The sequence below is a fragment of the Catelliglobosispora koreensis DSM 44566 genome (assembly GCF_000379685.1).
GTDB lineage: Bacteria > Actinomycetota > Actinomycetes > Mycobacteriales > Micromonosporaceae > Catelliglobosispora > Catelliglobosispora koreensis.
Map to the genome: position 1 here is coordinate 130699 of NZ_KB903251.1, position 23035 is coordinate 153733.

At 65.4% G+C, this 23035-nt stretch carries 18 protein-coding genes; 10 read left to right on the top strand and 8 right to left on the bottom strand.

Annotation, left to right across the window (positions count from 1 at the left end):
* The first annotated feature begins 68 nt into the window (after nt 1-68).
* The 3 genes from A3E1_RS0111205 to A3E1_RS0111215 all read left to right on the top strand — a co-directional run bounded on the left by A3E1_RS0111205 (nt 69) and on the right by A3E1_RS0111215 (nt 3043).
* A complete protein-coding gene (locus A3E1_RS0111205) occupies nt 69-275 on the top strand; it encodes a hypothetical protein (RefSeq protein WP_020520859.1) in 207 nt (68 codons plus the stop codon).
* Nucleotides 276-363: 88 nt separating this feature from the next.
* Nucleotides 364-696 (top strand): hypothetical protein, encoded by a 333-nt coding sequence (locus tag A3E1_RS47035; protein WP_020520860.1) that lies wholly within the window; start codon nt 364-366, stop codon nt 694-696.
* 67 nt (nt 697-763) lie between these two features.
* Nucleotides 764-3043, top strand: coding sequence for a polyprenyl synthetase family protein (locus tag A3E1_RS0111215; RefSeq protein WP_020520861.1), 2280 nt, complete (start codon nt 764-766; stop codon nt 3041-3043).
* Here the strand turns inward: A3E1_RS0111215 and mltG are convergent.
* Entirely contained in the window at nt 3040-4503 is a 1464-nt protein-coding gene (gene mltG, locus A3E1_RS39840; RefSeq protein ID WP_020520862.1) for an endolytic transglycosylase MltG, read from the bottom strand. The genes A3E1_RS0111215 and mltG overlap by 4 nt on opposite strands.
* Nucleotides 4504-4713: 210 nt before the next feature.
* Between mltG and dacB the strand changes: the two genes are divergently transcribed.
* Nucleotides 4714-6303, top strand: a complete 1590-nt coding sequence (gene dacB, locus A3E1_RS0111225) for a D-alanyl-D-alanine carboxypeptidase/D-alanyl-D-alanine endopeptidase (protein ID WP_020520863.1) — start codon at nt 4714-4716, stop codon at nt 6301-6303.
* Here the strand turns inward: dacB and A3E1_RS0111230 are convergent.
* A complete protein-coding gene (locus tag A3E1_RS0111230) occupies nt 6300-7028 on the bottom strand; it encodes a putative protein N(5)-glutamine methyltransferase (protein ID WP_026208320.1) in 729 nt (242 codons plus the stop codon). The genes dacB and A3E1_RS0111230 overlap by 4 nt on opposite strands.
* 112 nt (nt 7029-7140) lie before the next feature.
* On the opposite strand from A3E1_RS0111230, the gene A3E1_RS0111235 reads away from it, so the two are divergent.
* Nucleotides 7141-8382, top strand: a complete 1242-nt coding sequence (locus tag A3E1_RS0111235; RefSeq protein ID WP_020520865.1) for an SGNH/GDSL hydrolase family protein — start codon at nt 7141-7143, stop codon at nt 8380-8382.
* Here A3E1_RS0111235 and A3E1_RS0111240 read toward each other — a convergent pair.
* Together A3E1_RS0111240 and A3E1_RS0111245 are read right to left on the bottom strand one after the other, a co-directional pair.
* Nucleotides 8375-9841, bottom strand: a complete 1467-nt coding sequence (locus tag A3E1_RS0111240; RefSeq protein ID WP_020520866.1) for a pyridoxal phosphate-dependent decarboxylase family protein — start codon at nt 9839-9841, stop codon at nt 8375-8377. The genes A3E1_RS0111235 and A3E1_RS0111240 overlap by 8 nt on opposite strands.
* Nucleotides 9842-10025: 184 nt before the next feature.
* Entirely contained in the window at nt 10026-10712 is a 687-nt protein-coding gene (locus A3E1_RS0111245) for an LPXTG cell wall anchor domain-containing protein (RefSeq protein WP_020520867.1), read from the bottom strand.
* A 157-nt stretch (nt 10713-10869) separates the two neighbouring features.
* Here A3E1_RS0111245 and A3E1_RS0111250 point away from each other — a divergent pair, with 157 nt between their 5' ends.
* Genes A3E1_RS0111250 through A3E1_RS39850 form a run of 4 tightly spaced genes read left to right on the top strand, consistent with a single transcriptional unit; the run spans nt 10870 to nt 14331 of the window.
* On the top strand, nt 10870-12282 hold the full coding sequence (locus tag A3E1_RS0111250; protein ID WP_020520868.1) for a ferredoxin reductase family protein: 1413 nt from the start codon (nt 10870-10872) through the stop codon (nt 12280-12282).
* A 19-nt stretch (nt 12283-12301) separates the two neighbouring features.
* Nucleotides 12302-12739 carry an FMN-binding protein gene (locus A3E1_RS0111255; RefSeq protein WP_020520869.1) on the top strand — a complete coding sequence of 146 codons (438 nt, stop codon included), beginning with the start codon at nt 12302-12304 and terminating at the stop codon, nt 12737-12739.
* Nucleotides 12736-13554: an FAD:protein FMN transferase gene (locus A3E1_RS39845; RefSeq protein WP_020520870.1), complete on the top strand. Its 819-nt coding sequence runs from the start codon at nt 12736-12738 to the stop codon at nt 13552-13554. Before A3E1_RS0111255 ends, A3E1_RS39845 begins: the two co-directional genes overlap by 4 nt.
* 9 nt (nt 13555-13563) lie before the next feature.
* Nucleotides 13564-14331 (top strand): DUF3152 domain-containing protein, encoded by a 768-nt coding sequence (locus tag A3E1_RS39850; RefSeq protein ID WP_245571133.1) that lies wholly within the window; start codon nt 13564-13566, stop codon nt 14329-14331.
* Here the strand turns inward: A3E1_RS39850 and A3E1_RS0111270 are convergent.
* The 4 genes from A3E1_RS0111270 to A3E1_RS0111285 form a co-directional block, all read right to left on the bottom strand.
* The gene (locus A3E1_RS0111270; RefSeq protein ID WP_020520872.1) at nt 14307-15962 is read right to left on the bottom strand and encodes a sensor histidine kinase; all 1656 of its coding nucleotides are present in this window, start codon (nt 15960-15962) and stop codon (nt 14307-14309) included. The genes A3E1_RS39850 and A3E1_RS0111270 overlap by 25 nt on opposite strands.
* On the bottom strand, nt 15959-16633 hold the full coding sequence (locus A3E1_RS0111275) for a response regulator transcription factor (RefSeq protein WP_020520873.1): 675 nt from the start codon (nt 16631-16633) through the stop codon (nt 15959-15961). The genes A3E1_RS0111270 and A3E1_RS0111275 overlap by 4 nt, the downstream gene beginning before the upstream one ends.
* A gap of 9 nt (nt 16634-16642) precedes the next feature.
* Nucleotides 16643-17971: an MFS transporter gene (locus A3E1_RS0111280; protein WP_020520874.1), complete on the bottom strand. Its 1329-nt coding sequence runs from the start codon at nt 17969-17971 to the stop codon at nt 16643-16645.
* A gap of 70 nt (nt 17972-18041) precedes the next feature.
* Complete coding sequence (locus tag A3E1_RS0111285; RefSeq protein ID WP_020520875.1) at nt 18042-21089, bottom strand: tetratricopeptide repeat protein; 3048 nt, start codon at nt 21087-21089, stop codon at nt 18042-18044.
* A gap of 72 nt (nt 21090-21161) precedes the next feature.
* On the opposite strand from A3E1_RS0111285, the gene A3E1_RS0111290 reads away from it, so the two are divergent.
* Complete coding sequence (locus tag A3E1_RS0111290; RefSeq protein ID WP_020520876.1) at nt 21162-23015, top strand: serine hydrolase; 1854 nt, start codon at nt 21162-21164, stop codon at nt 23013-23015.
* The last annotated feature ends 20 nt before the right edge of the window (nt 23016-23035 follow it).

Below are 23035 nucleotides of genomic sequence, written 5' to 3' on the forward strand. Positions count from 1 at the left end.
CCCAGGCTAGCCTGAGCCTATGACACAGGCGGGATGGACGGGCGTGCTGCAGGCCGTGACCCCCGCAGGTGCGCTCGCTCGCCCTCGGCGCGCAGGAGCTGCTCGGCAGTGTGCTCAAGGACGCGTCGCAGGAAACCGATGTGACGGCGAAACTGCTCGCCTTCACCTACGCGCCGGAGACTGCACGGGTTTGCTCGAAGGAACGGGAAAGAAGGCCCGGCACATCAAGATCAGCGCAACTGAGCAGCTCACGGACCCTCGCGTACGGCAGCTGATCGAGGCGGCGGCAGCACTGAGCTAGCCCGTGTTTTCCCCTCGCGCCCTCCGGGTAATTGCAGGCGCCTGGGAGAAACGGAGCATGAGATGGTTACCTTGGGATGGCTGCTACTACTTGGCACGGCTGGGATCTCGGCCGCGCTCATCTGGTCCAACCAGGAGGTGTTCCTGGCATCAGCCGGGACGATCGAGTTCCTGGGCTACACCGTTGAACCGTCAGCCGGTCAGGTCTTCGGAGCGGGAGCCATCGCTGGGGCGATGGTCATTCTGAGCTTCGCGTTGATCCTAAATGGACTGCGGCGGCGTTCGCGCCGGGCTTTCCGGCAGACACCAGCGCCCGCGAAGGCGACCGCGAGCGTTCCAGCACCCCCTCCACCCGCGCCGGTCAAGGTGGAGGAAAAGGAACTGGCGAAATCGTAGGCTACGGGCTCTTACCTACGGGAGTTACCCGATCGCAGGGGTGGCGCGAGCACGCTTCAATGGTGAGATGACCCGATTAGGTCAGGGCCCGTATCCGTTTCGCCAGCAAGACCTGCACATCTCGCGCCTGAACCCAGGCGTGGCACACACCCTGCGCGACTTCTGCCGGTGGCGCGACACCCATCCAGGCGTCATCGCTGATCACGTCAACCAATACACGGCACAAGCGCGCGGCATGAAACCCCGGCACCGGTTTAGCGGGTTCCTGCCGGGCCGGCGCCGTCGCGTCCAGGAGCGGCTGTCGCGAGAGCTCAACTACTTCGCCGTCTACAACCTCGCCGAGATCTTGCCGGGCCAGTCGCTGCAGCGGTTCGCTGAGCGCGGGCTAGGCCGCGTGCGCCGCATGCGGGAAGTCGACCGGAGCAAGAGCGTCGGCGGTGTCATCGCCACACTGCAAGCTCAGGTGCCGGCGTTGCGTCAGATGGACGAAATGCGGTGGCTCGCGGGACGGCTGGAGCGGCTTTACCGGATCCTGCCGGAGGCCGTGATTGTCAACGGCGGCATGGGAAAGGTGTGCCGGACCGTCGCCGGGATTCTCGCGATCGGGGCCTTTGACACGCTAGACGCGGGCCGGGCCGCGACCAGGGCGCATCTCGCGCGGATTCTTCCGGCCGCCTACGCCTACGGCGCTACCTACGCGATCATCGACGACACCTTGCACGACATGCCAAACTATCTGTCCGAAGCGGACAGACAGCGTTACCACGAGATGATTCAGCGCGGGCTGTCCACCGGTCAGCCGCTGGACTCGGGGCACTTCCCGGATCATCCGCTCGCCGAGGAACTTTACGACCTCTACAACCTGGTGCTAGCGGCCTTTCCGTTCGGCACCTACCGGCATCTCTACCACGCGGCCGAAGCCATGTACGCCGCCCAGCACCGCGACGCTTCAGGGCCGGCCGGGCAACTGTCAGCCATGTATCCCGACATCTTCGTCAAGTCGGGCATGAGCCGGATCGTGGCTAACATCTTGGGCCGCAGGGAACTGCACGACGAGTTCTACGCCAAGTGCTTCAACACGATCTTCCTCAGCCAGCTCAAGGACGACCTCGCTGACCGCGCGGAGGACGCTCAGGCCAATCGCCTGACACCGTTCACCTTTCCGGCCGCTGACGCTGATGTGAACCCGCTCTACGACACGTTCGCCTACGACGCCTACGTCGTGGAAGAAGTGTTCCGGGGCGACGAAGCGGCCCGCAACGCCTTCACCTACTTTGGCGCGCTCAAACTCGCCGTGCACCTGACCGCGGGCGAGCACAACGCCCGTGAGCTCAGGCAGCGCTACGAGACCACGAGCGAGATCGACAGTTTCCTCGACACCGCCTCCGGGCTGCCGCCGCGGGCTGTCCGCCGTCTAGACCCGGCTGACGTACGGTTTCAAAACGGGATCAGCAAAGCGTTGCGCTCACGGGACCGGTCCAAGATGGACGCCCGCACCTTCGTGTCCGACCGCCGTGTTTATCTCGATGACGTCATCAAGCGGCACTACCACCACAACGAACTGGGCGAGATCGTTCAGTACACGATGGACGGTGCCGGCAAGCGCTTGCGGCCAGCGCTGACGCTGATGCTCGCCGAGTCGCTGGGCACGCCATATGAGAAGACCGAGCCACTGCTGGCCGCTGTCGAGCTGTTCCACACGTCCAGCCTCGTCTTCGACGATCTGCCCGCTCAGGACAATGCGACGTTGCGGCGTGGGCGGCCGACAGCGCACACCGTCTTCGAAGAGAGCAGTGTCCAGCTCGCCGCCATCTCCATGATTTCGTCCGGGTTCGGTTTGCTTGGCGGGCTTGACTACCCACCGGCCCGGATCACCGAGGTGCTCAGCTACGTCGGCACGGTGCTCGGGCCGGAGCGGCTGTGCCGCGGGCAATACCTGGACTTGCAGCTTGGCCGCGACGGCGGGCAGGTCACCGCCCCGGCGATCCTGGAGATGTACAACCTCAAGACGTCCACCATGATCGAGGCGGCTCTAGTGCCGTTGATGGTGCTCGAAGGCCGCCCGCCGCCCGAGGTAGAGCTGATCAAGCGCTACGCCTATCACGCCGGTGTGGTGTTCCAGATCCGCGACGACATCCTCGACGCGACCGCGCATAGCCTGCGCACAGGCAAGGACAGCGATCTCGATGTCGGCAAGGTCAACCTGGTGCGCGTGTATGGCCTCGACCGGGCGAGCCAGCTCATGCAGACGCACCTCAGCGAGGCTTTAGCGAGCTGCCGTGAGCTGCCTTTCCCGACCGCGTTGCTCGAAGGCGTCGTGACCGCCTTCGCGACCCGGGCCGCCTAGCAGGGCCTGACCGGAACGTTGGCTTTGATCGCCTTCTGCACGTTGGAACAGTGCGATGACAAACTCGAGGCGAACGCCGCGGTGCCCTTGTCGTCGACGATCACCCAGTATTGGAAGCTCGAACTCGACGGGCTCATCGCCGCGCTCAGGGCGACTTTGCCGGGGTTTCCGATCGGGGTCGGTGGCATGCCCGCGTTGACGTAGGTGTTGTACGGGTTGTTCTTGTCCGCGAGCTCAGCGGCGGTGATGTCCTTGGACGGCTTGGCCGGCGCCCCGTTGAGCTTGAAGTAGTAGTTCAGTGCGCTATCGGCCTTGAGGCAGTTGCATGGGAACTTCTTCGAATAGGCGCGGAAGTAAAGGGCCTGCGTTCCCTTGGACATGTCCTCGTCTTTGCGCAGTTCGTTTTGCGCGATCGACGCCGCGATAAGCGCTTCGTAGGCGGAATAGGTCTTATTAGAGGCGAGCGTCTCGACGAACTTGATTTCCTTGGCGACCTCGTTGAAGCGGGACACCATCGCCTTGAGTGCCTGCTCGGGAGTGGTGCTGGGGGTGAACTCGTAGGTCGCCGGGAAGAGGAAGCCTTCGATCGACTTGGTGACGGGCTTGCCGTCTTTGCGGGTGAACCAGGTCTCGGCGACGCCGAGCGCGACCGGATCCTTGGCGGCGTTGGTGAACTCTTCCACCGGGCGCCCCAACTCGGTCGACAGCTTCTTATAAATCTCAGGCGTCGCCATGCCCTCGGTGACGAGCACGGTCTTGACGTAACGATTCTTCTTGTCCAGCAACGCTATGATCGCGGCTTCCGCGCTCATTTCCTTTTGGAGCTTATAGAACCCGGCCTGAATGGTTTTGGAGTCAGGATTCTTCAGCGAAGCTTCCAGGAAAGCCGCCGCGCTCTTGATGACTCCTGCGGAGACCAGGGTTTCGGCTATCTCGCCGCCGGACTGGCCTTTCTTGACCTCGACAATGGCCTCCTGGCCGTTGCCGGAACCGCTGTAGTCGGAGGGGCCTAGGAAACCAAACTCACTAAGGCCGTAATAACCGCCGAAACCAATGCCAGTCAGGATAAGTAGGGTAACCAGCGCGGCGAGGAAGGGATTGCGCTTCTTCTTGCGCTTTTTCTTCTTCGGCGCGGTCTTGCCAACGGGCCGTTGCGGTTGCTGGCCATATTGTGGCTGCGGGGCGAACTGCTCGTATTGCTGCGGGTCATAGCCTTGGTGCCCGTAATAGGTGCCGTAGTCCTGGCCGTATTGTTGCTGGCCATAGGTTTGCTGACCGTATTGCGGCTGTTGCCCATATTGCGGCTGACCATATTGCGGTTGCTGCTGCCACTGATCCGGTTGCTGCTGACCATATTGCCCGTATTGCGGTTGCTGCTGTTGCGGCCACTGCTGCTGGCCACCCTGCTGCGGGTAGCGTCCATCGTCGTAGTAGCCGCCGTAATCCTGGCCGTAGCTCACTACGCCTCGCCTCCGCTTCTTAGTGCCTCTGTCGTGCGAGCCTACGACCGTAGCGCAAAATGTTGAAGGGCTCTGTATCTGTTGCGACGGTATTTCCCCATGTGGCATGCCCAAACAATCGATCCACTTTGGATATTCGAGCCCTTTCGCGTGATTAATTTCCGGACGTGGCATCTAGAGGGAAACAAATTTTCGTGACAGCATGCAGCCATGCATCGACGTCACGTTGCCCGCCTTGCCGCGGCGGGCCTGCTCACCGTGGCCGCGTTCGCGGCTGGCGCTCCCACCAGCGGAATCGCCCAAGCACAAGATCCAGCCATCGTGCAGCTGACTCAAACGCTCGACAACATTCTGGCCGACGCCCGGCTCAACGGCGCGGCTCCGGCCGTGGTCGTTCGTGACGCGGCCACCGGCGAAAAGCTGTATGACCGCAACGGAAACCAGCGGCTGATCCCCGCTTCCAACACGAAGCTGCTCACCTCGGCCGCCGCCATGGAGATCCTTGGCAGTGGGTACCGGTTCAGCACTGACGTGAAAACAGCGGTTGCCCAGCGCGGGCCGGTCATCACCGGTGACCTCTATATCAAGGGCACCGGCGACCCGACCATGCTGGAAGCCGACTACGACAAGCTGGCGCAAGCCGTCGCGGCTAAGGGGATCCGGCTCGTGACCGGAAACCTGGTCGCCGACGACACGTGGTTCGACAATGTGCGCCTGGGCCCGGAGTGGGGCTGGGACGATGAGTCCTTCTACTACGCGGCACAGATTTCGGCTCTGAGCGTCGGGCCGGACACCGACTACGACGCCGGAAACGTGATCGTCTCGGTCGGTCCTGGCACGGCCGCGGGAGCCAAGCCGGTGGTCACGATGACTCCGGCCAATGGTTATGTCACGTTCGACAACCGCGCCACCACGGTCGCGGCCGGTGAGAGCGACACGCTCACCTTCGAGCGCGAGCACGGAACGAACCGCATCGTCATCACCGGGCAGATTCCCGTGGGGGCGAACCCGACCGTCGACTGGATGTCGGTGTGGGAGCCAGCCGGTTACGCGGCTGACGTGTTCCGCCGCGCGCTGCAAAGGCACGGGGTGCACGTTCTCGGTGGCAACAAGATCAGTGTGGCTACGCCCGATGGCGCGGCGACGGTCGCCTCACACGAGTCGATGCCGCTGGAGCAACTGCTCGTCCCGTTCATGAAGCTGTCCAACAACGGCCACGCCGAAGTGCTCACGAAAGCCATTGGCCGCAAGGTTTCCGGCCAGGGCACGTGGTCGGCTGGACTGGCCGCCATCAAGAACTTCGTTGGTAACGCTGGCATGGACACCGCCGGGCAGCGTCAGTCAGACGGGTCTGGCCTGTCGCGCTGGAACATGATTCCAGCGGGCGAGTTCACGGATCTCCTGCTCGCGATCAAGGGCAAGCCCTGGTTCGCCGCCTGGTACAACTCGCTGCCGGTCGCTGGCAACGCTGACCGGTTCACCGGCGGCACGTTGCGCAGCCGGATGCGCAACACCCCGGCCGCCAACAACGTGCGGGCCAAGACCGGCTCACTGACCTCGGTGTCCGCGCTTTCGGGCTACGTCACCGACGCTGACGGTCATGAACTCGTGTTCTCGATTCTGCTCAACAACTACCTGGCGTCGAGTGTCAAGAACATCGAGGACCGCATCGCCGTCGCGCTGGCGAGCTTTACCCGCAACCCGGGGGCCAGCGCACGGATGGCTCCGCCCGCTGTTCCTGAGGTGGCTGGACCGCCAGCCAATATCGAATGCAGCTGGGTCAAGCCGATCGCCTGCTAGAGCGACTGTCCGATCACGACGGCTGACCCGTCGCGGTGCGAGACCTTTACGGTCAAGCCGTGGCGGGTCAGCTCGTCCCGGGCGGCGCAAGCCTGATCACGGGACGTCTCGGTGAGTAGGAAGCCTTGCGGCGCAAGCCATCGCGGCGCGCCCTCGGCGACGCGGCGCAGCACGTCAAGCCCGTCAGGACCGCCGTCGAGCGCGACCCGGTTCTCATGCAAACGGGCTTCGGCCGGCATCAGCTCGATCGCTTCTGTTGGCACATAAGGAATGTTGGCCACGATGAGGTCAGCTTTCAGCCCTTTGGGCAACGGGTCGTAGAGATCGCCAAGGTAGACGCCATCACCGAGGTTGCGCCGGGCGCAGGCCACCGCCGCGGGATCGATGTCGACGGCGAACAACTGGATCGCGTGAGCCGCCCTCAGCACCGCACCCACGGCACCGGAACCGCAGCCAAGGTCGAAGACAGTCGTGTTGGGGCGCAGCCGCTTCAGGGCTTCGCGCGCGAGCGCTTCGGTGCGCCGGCGCGGTATGAACACTCCGGGGTCGACAGCGATCCGCAGCCCGCAAAACTCGGCCCAGCCAACGATGTGCTCCAGCGGCAGCCCGCTCACGCGGCGCGCGACCATGTCGTCGAGTTCGGCTGGCGTGCGCGCGGCTTCCAGAATCAGCTGTGCTTCATCCTCCGCGAACACACAGCCCGCGGTGCGAAGTGTCTTAACGATCTCTTCCGTTTCCGTAACGCAGTGATCTTAGCCGAGGGGTAAACGCAAGTATTTTTCACGCCTGGCGGGTTTGCTCTTGTGTCCGCTTTGGACACGCGACCAGGCTGGGCGAATGCGTAAACTCCGTCCCTTGCTCGCCGCGGCGCTGCTGGTCACCACCTTCGGTGCGCTGGCCGTCAGCACTCCCGCGGCAGCCAGCCTCCCGACCGCGGCGGTCGCCCTCGGCGACAGCTTCATCAGCGGTGAAGGTGCTGGCGCCTATCAGCCCGTTCCCGACCTCAACGGGGTGGCCCAAGGCTTCCCCGGCTGGTCGGCCCCTAACAGCAATCCGTTCTTCTGCCACCGCTCAGGGAACGCCTCGATCAACCAGGCCAGCCTGCCCGGCATCTCGGCCCGGTTCAACTTGGCGTGTTCCGGCGGCCAGCCGTTCGACATCGCGAGTGCCTCAGCTAGCCGTGCCAAAGGCCGCCAGGTGAAGTCGCAGCTCGACCAGTTGCGTGCCGTGGCCCAGACGCACGACATCGATCTCGTCCTGATCGGGCTGGGTTCCAACAACAGTTCGTTCACCTTTGGTGATGTCGCCGCCGAGTGCGCCAACCGGTTCATCGCCGACGCGTGGACCGGCTGGTGGGAGTTCTGGGCCTACATCAACGGCCCGATCAACCAGAACCCATGCACCGCCAACGATTTGGCCACTCCGGCCGAGGTGACCGCGGCCACCGCCGAGACCGCCAGCGCGGTCAGGCAGATCCTCACCACCCTGGCTCAGATCGATGTGGACGGACAGCACCGCGTCGTGTTCCAGGATTACACCAACCCACTGCCGTTTGACGTGCTCGCGTCACTCATCAGTGAGGATGGCCGGGAGGACGACCGCGACAAGTTCCGCGATCTCGGCGCCGAGCGATATGCCGCTGGCTGCCCGATCCACCGCGCGAGCCTGAGCCCTGGACACGGCTTCTCCACCAACCTCGGCACGCTCGTGCGTTCCGTGCACACGACGATGTCGGCTGAGTTCCCCGGCCGGGATCTGGTTTACCTCAACGTGCAGCAGGCCTTCAATGGCGCCCGTCTGTGCGAGGTCTCGGCCAATCCGGCCACCGCGCTGGCGACGCCGGTGCGCGTGATGGACGGACCGTCCGGGGTGCACCTCACCAGCCTGGCGGGCAAGGACAAAATCGCGATCAAGCGGTACGCCGACACCTGCATCACGTATTTCCAGACGTGCCAGGAGTCGTGGCACCCCAACGCCTCCGGCCATGCCGTGCTCGGTCAGTGTCTGGCAGGCGCGGCGGCCACGGTGAACCGGACCGTCGCTTGTGTCCGGTCCAACGGGATAATCACGGTCAGCTAAAAGCTGGGCGCTGCAGCAAGCTGACGAACTCGATGAGCATCCGCTCACGCAACCGGGGTGGCGCGGCCGCCAGGATGGTGTTGACCTCAGCCATCCGGCCGCCCGCCCCGGCCTCGCCCGTCAAGCCAAACGTCTCGGCCAGGCCGGCGACCAGATCTGGCGTGAGCTGGTCCGGCGTCAGGGCTGCTGCCATCGCGAGCAGCTCATCAGGCAACCGCACCGGGCCGTGGGCACGGGCGGCCTCCACCGCTTCGGCAAGCGCCGGCCCGAACGCCGGGACCTGTGGCGCGACAGCCGCCGTGACGGTCAGGTGGATGCTCGCTGGCATTGCGGCATAAGGCAACTGGGGCTGTGTGTGCCAGCCCCGGCTGGACAGCTCGTCTGCGAGCACGAACAGGTCAAGCCGCGGATCGTCTGAGGTGAAGCACACGACGGTCGTCTCGGCTGGCGCGAGCAGCCGCAGACCGTCCACATCGGACACCGCCTTGGCCAAACCCTGCACCGCGTCACGCGTTTGCCCGGCCAGCTTTAGATATCCCTCGTCCCCGATATGGCGCAATGTCGCGAACGCCGCCGCGATCGGCCCGCCGGAACGCGTCGAGGAAATCACGGGATTAATCATCGTGTAGCCGGGCCAGTCAGCGAACGCGAAGAACTGCGGCTTCCTCAACTCCGCATCGCGGTGCAGCAACACGGAAACGCCCTTGGGGCAATACGCGTATTTGTGCAGATCGACCGACATGCTCGTCACGCCAGGCACACTGAAATCGAACGCGGGCAGGTCAACGCCTAGCCGCTTGAGGAACGGCAGCGCCCAGCCGCCAAAACACGCGTCCACATGACAGCGAATGTTGTGCCGCAACGCGATCGCCGCGATCTCAGTGACCGGATCGACCACGCCATGCGCGTAGGAGGGGGCCGAACAAACCACAAGCACGGTGTCCGGGGTGATCGCCCTGGCGATAGCTTCGGGGTCTGCCTGAAAAGTTTGACCATCGACTGGTACGCCATCAGCCTGAACTTGAAGATAATGCGCGGCCTTGAAGAAAGCCGGATGCGCTGTCACCGGCAGGACCATGCGCGGGTGCTCGATGCCGGGCCGGGCATCCCGGGCCGCCTTGACCGCCAGGATGAGCGACTCCGTGCCGCCGCTCGTCACGCTGCCCACGACCTCCGGGGCGGAAGTTCGCGGGCCGGCGCCCAGCACGCGGGCGGCAGCGGCCACCAAGGCGTTCTCGGTCGCGAGAAGAGAGGGGAAGGCCGTCGGATCGAGTCCATTCACGTGAGCTGACAACGCATATGCCGACATCGCCAGATCGTCGAGCCCGGCGACCGCCGGGTCGTAGACGTAAGCGAACAACCGCCCACCATGCGTCGGCAGGTCCTTGTCCCGCAGCGCTTTTAGTTCCGTGAGCACCTGTTCGGCGGGCACACCCCGGCTCGGCAACGCCTCGATCATGCCTCCAACCTACCGGAGCCGAGGCGGGTGTCAGGAGGTTGACTGTGGGCTTTGAGATTTCTTTGATCCCACCTTGAACCTCGTGACCAAGATGTTTCCCGCTGCCGGCGAAAGGCGCACCTTCCCGGACAGCAGAGAGCGGGTGCCCCGCGCACCTAGGGCACCCGCTCTCGCTTCGCTGGGGTTATACGGACTCGGTCAGGTCCCGGCGGCGGCGCAGCGCGAGCAGCGCGGCACCGGCGGCGATGAGACCAGCGCCCACCGCCAGGATCGCGCCGATGGACGCGCCCGTCCTCGGCAAGGTGCCACCCGGTGGCGTTGAGGCCGAAGCCGACGCCGAGGTGGACGCAGATGCCGAAGCTGACGGCGACGGCGAGGGCGACGTGCCCGGGTCGTCGCTGGCACAGGTGTGGCTCAGGTTGAAGAAGGCGCCCGTCTGCACATTGAGGAGGAACGCGGCAGCCGCGTCCAGGGTCCAGCCCTCGTCGGTGATGACGTAGGCGTGCTTCTTCTTGCCACCAGCCTCGGCGAACCAGCCGGACCAGCCCGCTCCGTTGTGGACGGTGCCAGCCGGGCTATCGGGTAGCACGACGGTCACCTTGGTGTCGTCGCTCTTTTCGTAAATGACCGTGAGCGAGACGAAACCTTCGCCCGCGGAGTCGGGCACGATGAAGTGCCAGCCATCCTTGCCGTCGGGCAGATTCGCGAACGGCCCACTGCAGTCCTGACTGCCGAAACCGGCGGCGGTGGCGCCCAGGTGGGCGTCGTTGATGTCGATCGGCAAAGCGGGGTCGGCCTGCGCCGGGGTGGCGAGCACAGCCACGAGCACGGCCACCGCGGCGGCGCTCAGGCCAAACCGTTTGGTGCGCATTACGTTGTTCCTCCAGAGAAAAGGGGACTGGAAGGCAACATCATGCAGGTGGCGCCGCGTTTGCGATGTCTAGTTGCTGACAGCAGGCTCCACCAGACACAGCTGGTTCATAGCCAAAGCAAAGGAACCGCCAACGCTGGCTGTGAATCGTTAGGGCATGACCATGACGGCAGAGCCACTCCGCACTTTTCTGAGCTCGGCTCCGGTGGCGGGCAGACGTGCCGCCCCGCGCTGGTGGGGGCGGGCAGCGATCGCCGGTGCCCTGTTCAGCCTGCTTGCTGCGGTAGCACTTTGGGCGAGCAACGGCGGGATCGGCGAGCTGGCCAGTGGTGGCGCGCAAGCCATCGTCGCGGGCGGACGGCTCGGTGGCCTCATCGCCTCAAACCTCTTGCTGCTGCAGGTCCTGCTGATGGCCCGGATTCCGTTCGTGGAGCGGTCCTTCGGGCAGGACCGGCTCGCGCGCTGGCACCGGTGGACCGGGTTCACGTCATTTCACTTGATGCTGGCACATCTCGTGCTCATCACCGTTGGCTACGCCCTTCCCTTTCGCACCAACGCTTTTAGCACCTTTTTCGACCTCGTGCTCACCTATCCGGGCATGCTTCTGGCGGCGGCTGGCAGTGCACTGCTCGTGATGGTGGTGGTCATCTCGATCCGGGCCGCTCGACGGCGGCTGCGTTACGAGTCGTGGCATCTGCTGCACCTTTACGCCTATCTCGGCGTTGGCCTGGCCTTGCCGCATCAGCTCTGGAACGGCGCTGACTTCCTTCACTCGCCGGCCGCGACGGTCTACTGGTGGGGGCTCTACGCAACCGCTGTCACAGCGGTGATCGTGTTCCGGGTGCTGCTGCCGTTGTGGCGCAATGCCAAGCACCGCTTGGAGATCGCCGACGTGGTGAGCGAAGGTCCCGGCCTCACTTCGGTTTACCTTCGCGGGCGTCAGCTGGGACGGCTTCCGGCCCGCGCCGGCCAGTTCTTCCTGTGGCGCTTCCGTGACGGCCCGGGCTGGTCACGCGCACATCCCTTTTCGCTATCCGCGTCGCCTCGTGAGGACATGTTGCGGATCACGGTCAAGGCACAGGGCGATGGCAGCGACCGGGTCGCCTCGCTGCGGCCGGGCACACGGGTCCTGGCCGAAGGCCCGTTCGGCAAGCTCACCGGCGAGACCTACACGGGCGGGCCGGTCACGATGTTCGCCTGTGGCATTGGCATCACGCCTCTACTGGCGCTGCTGTGGGAGTTGCCCTACCAAGAGGGTGAGGCCACGCTGGTTTACCGGATCCGCTACTCGCAGGACCTGGCTTTCCGCTCCGAATTGGACTATCTCGCCGAGCAGCGCGGCCTGCGGCTGATCGTCCTGGCGGGGCGCCGGGCCGACCGTGCGTCGTGGCTGCCCGCGGGTTTTGCCGAGGTGACCGATGTGGAAGCGCTAAGGCAGATCGCGCCAGACATCGCCGAGCATCACATTTACGTTTGCGGGCCAGAGCTGTGGACACAGCTAGTCCAGAAGGCGGCCAAGGAAGCCGGAGTCCCCGGCAAACGGCTGCGTACCGAACGATTCGCCTGGTAAGAGGAAGGGACTAGTTCGCATGCGACGTATCGCGTTGTGGCTCGTGTCCACGGTGGCCGGTCTGGTGCTGCTGTTTAGCTACCGTCCGCCGGCCACTACGGTCACGGCGCCCAGTCCGCCACCGGCGATCGTGGCCACGGCACCGGCTCCTACGACAAGTCAGGGCACCACTCTGGACAACGGGACGTTTGACGGGACGCTGGTGCAGACGACTCAAGGGCCCGTTCAGGTGCGGATCACTGTCGCCAATGGACGCATCGTTGACGTGAACGCGATCGTGTTCCCTAACGACAGCGTCCGCCATCAGCAGGTCAGCAGTTATGCCTTGCCCAGCCTGCGGGAAGCCGTGCTAAACGCGCAAAGTGCTGAGATCGACACGGTTTCCGGCGCTACGGACACCAGCTTTGGCTACCTTGAGTCGCTGCAAGCTGCCATCGACGCGGCGCACCGGGCATGACCACGATTCCCCGGCGAGCGTGGACGCGGCAGATCATGGGCATGCCCATCAGCTTGCACGTGCGTGGCGCGGAACTATCCATCGAGCACCAAGTGGAGCAGGTGTTCGCGAGTCTGTGTGACGCCGATGCCTTGTTCAGCACCTATCGCGAGGACAGTCAGCTCAGTCGATGGGAGCGTGGTGAGCTAGCCCTCGCCGATGCCGATCCAGCTCTGGCGGAAGTGTTTGAGCTGTGCGAAGAGGCGCGACACCGCACCGGGGGCTACTTCGACGCGCGCTCGCTGCCGCGCGTGTCCGGCGCGGGACGGCACTACGACCCGTCCGGACTGGTGAAGGGCTGGGCCGTCGAGCGCGCTGCCGGGCACCTCGCTGAGCTGACCGCGCACAGCTGGTGTCTCAACGCGGGTGGCGATGTGCTGGTGCGCACGGCTGACGGGCACCCGGCCTGGCGCGTGGGCATCGAGGACCCGTTCGACCGGGCCAGGATCGCGCGTGTCTTCAGCGTCGCCGATGGTGCGGTCGCCACGTCGGGAACAGCGCGCCGCGGCGCGCACATCGTCAACCCGCATGACGGCCAGCCGGCGATGGCTGTGTGTTCGGTCACTGTCATCGGGCCATCGCCGTTGTGGGCCGATGTCTACGCCACGGCCGCCGTCGCCCGGGGCGAGGGTGCCGCATCATGGCTGAGCAGCATCAATGAGTACCAGGGGATGATCGTTAAGGCCGATGGACGGCCGAGCTGGTCTGGCCCGGCGAGGGTGGTTAAGCAAGATCCGGACAGCTTCTTCATAGGTTCTTCATCGGCGTTTGGGTAGCTTCTCGACGTGCGTTGGTGGATCGGGATCCTGGCAGGCGGGTTAGCACTCGTGATCGCGGGCGTGGTGTGGCGGGTGGGCAGCGGTGAACCGCAAGCTCAGCCCAGCACGCCGGCCAGTGTGAGCCCGCCGGTGAAGCCGTCTCCTAGCGTCTCGCCCTCGCCGGTGTTGCAGAAGCCCGGTGACCTTCCCGCTTCAGGGCCAGAAACGTTCGTCTACGGCAGCATTAGCGGGCCTGTGCTCGGCAACAGCGGTGTCGTCAAGCGATTCCGCGTGGCGGTCGAGTCCAACCTGGCCAGTGAACTTACCGAGTTTGGCGCCACCCTCGAGCAGGTGCTCGGTGACCCGCGCAGCTGGACAGCCAGTGGGCAGCACCGGTTCCAGCGCGTCGCGGAGGGCGAGCCCTACGACTTCACGGCCTATCTCGTGACCCGCGATACGGCGTACAAGATGTGCAAGGTCAACGGTGTCGACATCCGGCAAAATGGGGTGCCCTACACCTCGTGCCGGCAGTGGAAGAAAGTCATCATCAACCTGGATCGATGGCGGCTGTCCGTCCCGGATTATGTCAACGGTGGTACACCGCTGCAGACCTATCGCGAGTACGTCATCAATCACGAGACCGGACACGAACTTGGCCGTGGGCACGAGCAGTGCCTGGGCCCGGGGAAACCAGCGCCCGTGATGCAGACGCAAACGCTGGGGCTCAAGGGCTGCACCGCCTATCCGTGGCCTTACCTTGACGGCAAACGCTACGAGGGACGGTGGATCCGCTGACGCGACGGCAGCCGCAATCTAAACGTCGTGCCCTGGCCCAGCGCACTGGAGACGTCAACCGTGCCACCGTGATCGGACACGATCTGGCGCACGATCGCGAGCCCCAGCCCGGAGCCTGACCCGCGGGGCCGGGCGCGGTTGGCCCGCCAGAACCGGTCGAAGACGTGAGGCAGGTCAGCTTCGGCGATGCCGGAACCCGTGTCAGAAACCGTTAACTCGACGCCATCGCCCCGGTTGCTGACCGTCAAGACGATCCGCCCTCTGGCGCCGCACGCCGCGACAGCGTTGCGCACGAGGTTGCCGATCGCTTGCCGCAGCCGGTCGAGGTCACCGTCCACATAGGCCGGTCCGTTGCTCCTGGCCACGATGCTGATTCCGGGCGCGAAGTGTTGTGGCGGATAGGTTTCGGCGAGCTCAGCGAGGTCGATGCGCTCGTGGCGGTAGCGCAACTGTCCCGCTTCGGCGAGCGCCAGGTCCTGCAGATCGTCGATAATGCGTTGCTGCAGCAGGGCTTCTTCGCGCAGGGACAGGAACAGCTCCTTGCTAGGGGCGGCTGTGCCGTCGGTGAGCGCTTCGAGGTAGCCGCGCAGATTCGTCAGCGGGGTGCGCAGTTCGTGAGCGATGTCGGCGGTCATTCGCCGTTGCCGCTCTTCGCTGTCCTGCAAGGCTTGTGCCATCCGGTTGAAGGCCTGGCTCAGCTGCGCTAATTCGTCTCGTCCGTTGACCGGAACGCGGTCGCCCAGGCGTCCCTGCCCGAGCTGGTTGGCCGCGCTCGTGAGGGCCCTGACGGGCTGCAGCACCCGGCGGCTCAGCAACAGCATGCCCAGCAAGGCGATGAGAGCGACACCGGAGGCAGCGGCCGCGATCGGTGCCACGGGAACAGCGGCCGGGCGATCCTCCGAAGCACCAATGTAGACCCGTAATGGCTCCGGCGTCACGGTCGCGATCTGCGTTAGGAACGCCTGCTGAAGACAGTCCCGCAAAGCCTTGTCGGCCAAGGTTTCGCAGGGCGTGGCGGCGGTGATGTAGGCCGAAAAGTCGCCGGCCGAGGTTTCGGTGTTCCGGTCGCACATTCTTGACGCCACCGACGGGACCGAAGCCTGCACCACCTCCATGCCATAGGGCCCAGACGCGGTCGTCATGGCTGCCCCGGCATTGAGGAGGCATTGCTTGAGCCGGTGGTTTTGCAGAAAGCTGGAGATGGCCGACGCGGTGATTTTGATGCCACTGCGCGGGTGCATGCTCGCGACGCCGCCGGGCTCGAGCACCGCGGGCAGTTGCAGCACCGGCCGTGGATCGATGACCAAAGGCGCTCCGGTGACCGCCCTCGCGGGCCGTCCAGCTAGCTCATCGGAATCAGCGATCGTGCTGCCCGACTCGGTGACGAGCCGGATGCGCTGGCCGGTCTGGGTGGCCAGATCGCTGACCACCGGCTCGATGCCTTGCCACGTCTCGTGATCACGGCCGTGCTGCACGAGCGAGGTGGCGATGTGCTGAATGTCCTGGGCACCGGCCGTCACGGTCCGCTGCACCTGCTGCGTAGCGGTGCGCCAAGTGAGCCAGGCGGTCGCTCCGGTCGCGAGTACGGTCACGAGCATGATCAGGGCGAGCACCCGTACGCGGAAACTCATGACACCGCCAAGCGGTAGCCCCGGCCGTAGACCGTTTGCACGTAAACCGGTTCGGCGGGATTGACCTCGATTTTGCGCCGGATATTCATGATGTGCGCGTCGACGGTCCGTTCCTCGACGAAGCGGTCGAAGCCGAATGCCCGCTCGATCAGCTGGGCTCGCGTGAGCACGTGCCCGGGCGGGCTCGCCAGTGCCCGCAGGATGTCGAACTCCTTGGCGGTCAAGACAACCGGCTCACCAGCGACGCGCACTTCGAAGCGGGCCGTGTCGAGCTCTAGCTGGCCGGCGCTGATGAGCGACGGCGGCACAGCCTTGCCGCGCCTGAGCAAGACGCGCACGCGAGCGGCCAGTTCCCGTGGGTTGTAAGGCTTGGTCATGTAGTCGTCAGCACCGATGTCCAAGCCGAGCAGCATGTCGTTGGTCGTGGTGCGCGCGGTCAGCAGCAGAATCGGGATCTCGGACTCGGCTCGCAGGATGCGGCACACGTCGAGCCCGTCGACCTCGGGCAACATGATGTCCAAGATGGCCAGATCGGGGCGGTATGCCCGGCAGCGGTCCAGCGCCGAACGCCCATCGCCGACGATCTGCAGGCTGTGACCCTCACGTTCGAGGTACATCCGGATGAGGCCGGCCTGCTTCGGGTCATCTTCGGCGACAAGGATGCGAGGCATGCGCCAAGACTATTGAGCCAAGTCGGCTTCCGTCAGGGTGTAGCGGCTCAGAAGAAGCGTCGCGATCCCCACGAGCAGGGCCGGCACCACCGTGAAGGCGAGCAGAATGCCCAGGCGTGCCCCGGAAGACTGAGCCACGGCAACACCGGTGTCGGAGGACCGGTAGCCGGCGACCGCGATGATGAGGCCGAAAATGCCTGGGCCCAAAGCCAATCCGAGCGTTTCGCCCGCCGTCCACAGTCCCGTGAACACACCGGCCTGCCGTTTGCCGGTACGCCGTTCGTCCCACGCGATGCAGTCAGGCAGCATGGCGAGCGCGAAGACTTGCTGACCGGCATAACCACAGCCGATCAGCGCGGTGATGGCGTAGGTGACCGCGGGCGGAACAGCACCCGAACTCGTCAGCGCCAAAGCACCGCCAGCGAACAGGAGCGAGGACACGATCAGGGAACGCTTCTTGCCCCAGCGTGCTCCCGCCTTGAGCCACAACGGCATCACGAGCAGAGCGGGAGCCACGAAGGCGGCGAACAGCAGGGTCGGGCCGTCATCAGGACGTTTCAATACGTGATCGGCCATGTACTTGACCCCGGCCAGCATCGTGGCGATGCCGACGGACTGAATCACGAACACGATCAGCAAGGCCACGAACGGTTTGTTGCGCCGCGCGACGCTGAACTGGGCGCGTAGCGTCGGCTCACTCTCGGTGGCGTGACCGGTGGGGGCTTTTCTGGTACCAGCGAAGGCTCCTAAAGCCCCGATGAGAATGAGGGCCCCGACGAACAGGCCCATCGCGCGGTGGCCGGGAATGCCATTGCCGGCGGCCTTGACCACGAGGGGTGCCACCGCGCCGGAGACCAGAATCGCGATCGCGAGGACGGCTATGCGCCACGTCATCAAGCGAGTGCGCTCTTCATAGCCGTCGGTCATTTCCGCGGGCATCGCGACGTAGGGCACCTGGAAGAACGCGAACGCGGTCGCGGTGAGCAGGAACATGAGGGCGACGTAGAGCGCACCGTCAGAACCCGGGCCAAAGGGCGCGGCGAACATGCCCGCGAACAGGACGGCCATCGCGATCCCGCCAGCGAGCAGGTAGGGGCGGCGGGCACCCCAGCGCGTCACGGTCTTGTCGGACAAGCGCCCGGCCAGCGGGTTGATCAGGACGTCCCAGGCTTTGGGCAGGAGCACGAGCAATCCCGCGAGACCCGCCACGATGCCCAAAGAATCGGTCAAATAGGGCAGCAAGAGCAGGCCCGGTACCGTGCCAAAAGCGCCCGTGGCCAGCGAGCCCAGGGCATAACCCGCCTTGGTGCCGGTCGTCAGCCGCGCGGAGTTGCTCATGGGAGCGCATGTTACGCGGCAGCCGACCCTGGGCAGCAGTGCACAAAAGGAGGAGATGCCCGCTAGCGACTCAGCTTAGGGTGCCCATCGCCTCGCGGTAGCGGGCTTGCGCTCGCTGAGCTTCTCCGTGCCAGCCGTGCCCGGACAGCAAGTCGATCAGTGTCTTGTGCGCGCTCTCGTCATAGGGGTCGAGCTGAAGGATTTGGTACAGGTAACCGATGGCTTCAGCGGTCTCGCCCGCGTCCTGGCACAGCTCGGCGAGCGTGCGCACAACACGCAAGTAGACAGACCGTGCCTCTTCCCGCGCTGGGACGGCCCAGTCGTCATAGGGCTCGTCGCCGAGGAATTCGCCGCCGTAGAGCCGTTGCGCGTCACCGAGCACGGACCGCGCCTGGCTGTGCTCACCTTCGCGCACGAGACGCAAACCGTGCTCGGCGGCAAGGAGAAAGTCTTCCAGGTCAATGTCTATGCGCACGTTATCGAGGCTGACACTGCCCTGGCCCGGCTGGATGAAGTGATCGGCGGGCATACGCTTGTCCGGGTCGAGCGCACCGCGCACGGTCGACAGCGCGACCGACAGCCGGTGCGGGACTTTGGCCGGGTCTTCTTCAGGCCAAAGGAGTTCGCCGAGTTCCTCGCGGGGGACGGGACGTCCACGGCGCGCGATGAGAATCCGCAACAGGTCGCGGGCTTTGCGCGATTGCCACGTCACGGGTTCGCCCGCTTTGACGATGACTTCGAACCGGCCGAACGTGCGCACCGACACCCGGTAGGGCGGTGCCCCGGCCGGAGCCCAGTCCACGCCAGCGGCGGCAAGCCTTGCGGCGGCTAGCTTTCCGGCGATGCGGTCGTCGGCCGGGGCGCCCGGCAGGGCACCGAGGCCGACAGCGAGCCGGTCGGCGTCGAGCACGGCGCCAGCCGCCAGCCAAAGTTCCAGGGCTTCCCGCCATGCCTTGCGCGCCAACGACGGGCTGTCCGCCGCGTCGCCCATGAGTTCCAGTGCCTCGGGCAGCAAAGCCCGTTCCTGCAACCGCCGCGCCGCCTGAGCGGACTGCGCCGCGATCTCAGCGGCCGCTTTGGACTCGCCCGCCGCGAGCTTCGCCCAGCCGACCGCCAAGCGGGCCACAGTTGACTCCGGGTCGGCTGCCACGGCACGCTCCGCATAGGACAGTGCCGCTTGCGGGTCGGTGCCTGACATGACGCGGGCGAGCCCAGCGAGCGCGGGCACGAGTCCTTGCCGGTCACCGGCCGCCTCGGTGATCTCGATCGTTTCGGAGTAGGCCGTAATCGCTTGCGTCACCTGCCCTTGGCGCCGGTGGATCCCAGCGACACCGAGCAGGGGATAGGCGACCATCCGCGAGCCCGTACGCCGATACAGCCAAACAGATTTCTCAAACGCCGCCAGTGCTTCGTCCAGGCGGCCCAGTCCGGTGAGGGCTTCGCCTTCGTTCACAAGCGCGAGGGCGTGCATGGGCACGTGCCCGATCTCCTCAGCGAGCCGGACGGCCGGCTTAACCTCCGCCAGCGCCTCAGCGAACCTGGCGTCGTCAATCAAACGCGAAGCCCTGTTCGACCGGATCCTGGTGACCTGAACCGTGTCGCGTGCTTGTTCGGCGAACGCCAGCGCCCGCTCATAATGCTCGCCGTTGCCCTGCGGGTCACCGGCGAGCTTCGCGTGCAACGCTCTGGCGACGTGAGCCGCGGCCATCGGCCCGGGTTCACCACTGTCCAAAGCGGACTCCATCGCCTTCTCAGCGTGCCCCGCACAGTCGCCGAGGTTGCCCAGCAGCCAGTGCACCGTGGCGCTCCACGAGTGCAGCCGCGCCCGGTCGAACGCTGTGCCCCCGCCGTCTGCCTGCTCCAAAACGGACAGTGCCGCTCGCGGGTCGCCGGCCAGATAAAGCAAACTGCCCAGGCGCCAGGAGACCGCAGGGTCTTTCGCGTCCATCGCCTTCAGCAACCGCAGCGCGGCCGGGGCTTCACCGGTCGTGTAAAGCGCTTGGGCGTGCAGCATTTCCAGCCGCGCTGGCCGCTCTTTCAGCTCGCCCGCGAGCCGGATGATGGCCGGAGCCCCGCCGCTGGCCAGGATTTGTTCCCCTTGGGCCACAACGAGTTCGGCGGCATCGCCGAGCAACCCGGCGTCGTGGTAGGTGCGCACTCCCGCCACCGGCAGCGCGTTGCTGGCATACCACCGCGCCGCCCGGACGCGCATGTCCCTAACCCCGCTGCTGTCCGGCGCTTCCTGCCCGCCGGCGACCGTTGAGGCAGCGCTGGCCTTCGCCTTGGCGCTGCCTTGCGGGTCGTCGGCAGCCAAGGCGGCCAACGGTGGCACAGCGGCGAAGGGTGAGGAAGGCGAGGTGACTGGGGAGCGGAGGTAAGCCGAGATGAGGGGCACGATGCGGTAATGACCGGGCTGGCCCGCCGGGCGGAGCAAACCGGTGCGGCGCAACGTGTCCACGGCCGCACCCGCGTCGGGAAAGCCGAGGTCGCTAGCGAGGCCGGTCGTGATGACGTCGATATAGGCCGAAGCGGTCAGCAAGGCGAGCGCCGACGGGTCGAGGCTGTCGAAGACCTCGTGCGCCAGGAAGTCGGCCACGGGACTGTCGCTCGACGTGAGCCACGTTTGCACCGCGGCCGGCGAACCGGGACGGTCTGGTTGCGACAGTGCCTGCCCGAGTAGGTGCACGAGCGCGGGCCAGCCGCCCGTGAGCTGCCAGACCAGCTCGCCGTCGGTCACGCCATATTCGCCCCGCAACAGCGCGTCAGCCTGCGGCTGCGTTAGCGCCAGGTCAACGGGGCCGAGCTCGGCTAGCAGGCCGCGGGCACGCCACTTGGCAAGAGACGCCGAGTGTGGCGTGCGTCCTATCAAGACCAGGCGCGAGTCGTCGGGCAGGGCCGCCGCGTGCTCCATGACGGATTCGATTTCGGGGGCGGCGAGACTGCGTACGCCATCGAAGACAAGCACCGTGCCCGGTGCTGGCGTCGCGGCCTTGAGCTGCTCTTCGAGGTTCTTTCCGTCAGCCCAGCGGACCTTGACGCCACGCAGCCGTGTGCGCACGGTGGTGCTCTTGCCGAACCCCGCCGCGGCCGTCACGACCGTGCACCTGCGTGAGAACACCTGTCCGCTCCTCAACACCCGACTTTGAGAACAGTTTGAGGCACCTTGAGGGTTCATCGCGAACCTTGTCCCATGCGATTGAACAAACTCATCAACGCGGGCCTGACCCTGGCCCTCACCGCCGGCATCGTTGCCGGTACAGCCACCTCGGCTTCGGCCGCGACGGTTACCGACCCGGAGCGTTACTCGGCGACCCCGACGGGCTTCGGCTGGTATTTCTCCGCCTCCAAGGCGACGATCAACAGCTGGGCGAACCAGTACAACATGCGCATCACCAACATAGAGGTCAACGGCCCGGACAACTTCACGGCCACGCTCGTGCACAACTCCGGCGTCTACCAGCGCGGGCTTAGCGGATCGTCCTCCTGGACCACCGATGAGACCGTGGACACGATGCTGGCCAAGCTCGCTGGCAAGCGCCTGCTCGACCTGGAGCGGTATGTCGTGAACGGACAGACCCGCTTCGCCGCCGCCTGGGTCGACAACCCGGCGGGGAACTGGCACGACTACCGCTGGTACATCAACAGCACCGAAAGCTTCATCAACCAGAAGCAGGCCGACTTCAACGGCCGGATCATCGACATCGACCATGTCTCGGCGGACCGCTATGACGTGGTGATGGTGCCCAACACCGGGGTGGATTACAAGGACTCCAAGGTGGTCTTCGGCAAGACGATGGTGGAGATCGGCAACATCATCGCGCTGGACTACCGCGTCGTCGACATCGAACGCCACGCTGACGGCAAGTGGTCGGCCGTGCTCGTCAAGAACGACCAGGCCTACTGGTCCTGGCACCCGAACCTCAGCGGGCAGCAGGTGCTCGATATGCAGGCTGACAAGGGCCTGCGCCCGATCCACCTCAAGTCGTTCGTCCAAAATGGAGAGACGCGCTATTCGGTCATCTTTGTCGACAACCTGGACACCGTGTCCATCAAGGCGCGTGACGCCATCGAAGACGGCGTCGGCCACAGCAGCGCGACGCGGGGCTTCTACCTCAAGGCCGTCGATGGTGGCGTCTACAACTGGCTCGGTGGCGACACCAAATTCGAGCCGGCCAGCATGCTCAAGGCGCTGCACCACATCCACGCGATGCGTCAGGTCTACCTGGGCAATGACTCCCTCGCCGACGGCGTGACCTGGTACAAGAACCCGGCCGGGCCGAACAACGGTGGCTGGTGCGCTTACGAGGACGACGGCGACCCCATCACCACGCTGCCGGTCAACGACACGCTGGAGAACACGCTCAAAGGCATGATGGAGCAGTCGGACAACCGCAAGACCGACGCCATCTACAACCTTTACGGCCCCAACGCTTTGAACACGACCGCGGACGCGCTGGGCATGACCAACACGCAACTCAACCACCGCATCGGCTGCACGTGGGAGGCGGCCGGTCAGGTCAAGGCCAGCAACGAACTCACCCTCGTTGACGCCGGCAAGCTTTACGAGTCGGTCTACCGGGCCTCAAACCCTTACCTTGGTACAGGAGAAGCGCGCACCAAATTTACCGAGCTGGCCAGCGACGGCACCTCGATCTTCTCCGCCGTCATGAAGGAGGAAGCGGCGGCGCTCGGTCTAACCATCGCGCAGCGCGACGAATTCGCGACACAGATGTGGGGCGCGTTCAAGCCCGGGGGCTACGCCAACGGCACCCCGACCGCGGTGTGCGACGCCACCGGCTGCACCGAACTGCTGATGCGCAGCACCGGTGGTGGCATGCTCTCGATCCCGGTCAAGGGCATCACGGGCCGGATCTCGGAGAAGAAGTTCGTCTACGGCGCCTTCATCGACGGGGTCTTCGACTGCGGCACGGGTGCCGACAAGGACTGCTCGCAGGAGTCGGCGGCCATGTGGCCGGCGGTTCAGGCCAGCATGGCTGAGATGATGCGCCCGCACTTGAAGGCCGCGCTGGCGACGTTCAAGTAACACCAGCCCAACCACGAGTA

Excerpts from the sequence above, each read along its gene's own strand:
- A3E1_RS39845 (WP_020520870.1), top strand. The coding sequence starts at position 12,736 with ATGACCACGATTCCCCGGCGAGCGTGGACGCGGCAGATCATGGGCATG.
- A3E1_RS47035 (WP_020520860.1), top strand. The coding sequence starts at position 364 with ATGGTTACCTTGGGATGGCTGCTACTACTTGGCACGGCTGGGATCTCG.
- A3E1_RS0111250 (WP_020520868.1), top strand. The coding sequence starts at position 10,870 with ATGACCATGACGGCAGAGCCACTCCGCACTTTTCTGAGCTCGGCTCCG.
- A3E1_RS0111240 (WP_020520866.1), bottom strand. The coding sequence starts at position 9,841 with ATGATCGAGGCGTTGCCGAGCCGGGGTGTGCCCGCCGAACAGGTGCTC.
- A3E1_RS0111275 (WP_020520873.1), bottom strand. The coding sequence starts at position 16,633 with ATGCCTCGCATCCTTGTCGCCGAAGATGACCCGAAGCAGGCCGGCCTC.
- A3E1_RS0111255 (WP_020520869.1), top strand. The coding sequence starts at position 12,302 with ATGCGACGTATCGCGTTGTGGCTCGTGTCCACGGTGGCCGGTCTGGTG.
- A3E1_RS0111235 (WP_020520865.1), top strand. The coding sequence starts at position 7,141 with ATGCGTAAACTCCGTCCCTTGCTCGCCGCGGCGCTGCTGGTCACCACC.
- A3E1_RS0111245 (WP_020520867.1), bottom strand. The coding sequence starts at position 10,712 with ATGCGCACCAAACGGTTTGGCCTGAGCGCCGCCGCGGTGGCCGTGCTC.
- A3E1_RS0111270 (WP_020520872.1), bottom strand. The coding sequence starts at position 15,962 with ATGAGTTTCCGCGTACGGGTGCTCGCCCTGATCATGCTCGTGACCGTA.
- dacB (WP_020520863.1), top strand. The coding sequence starts at position 4,714 with ATGCATCGACGTCACGTTGCCCGCCTTGCCGCGGCGGGCCTGCTCACC.
- A3E1_RS0111215 (WP_020520861.1), top strand. The coding sequence starts at position 764 with ATGACCCGATTAGGTCAGGGCCCGTATCCGTTTCGCCAGCAAGACCTG.
- A3E1_RS0111280 (WP_020520874.1), bottom strand. The coding sequence starts at position 17,971 with ATGAGCAACTCCGCGCGGCTGACGACCGGCACCAAGGCGGGTTATGCC.
- A3E1_RS0111290 (WP_020520876.1), top strand. The coding sequence starts at position 21,162 with ATGCGATTGAACAAACTCATCAACGCGGGCCTGACCCTGGCCCTCACC.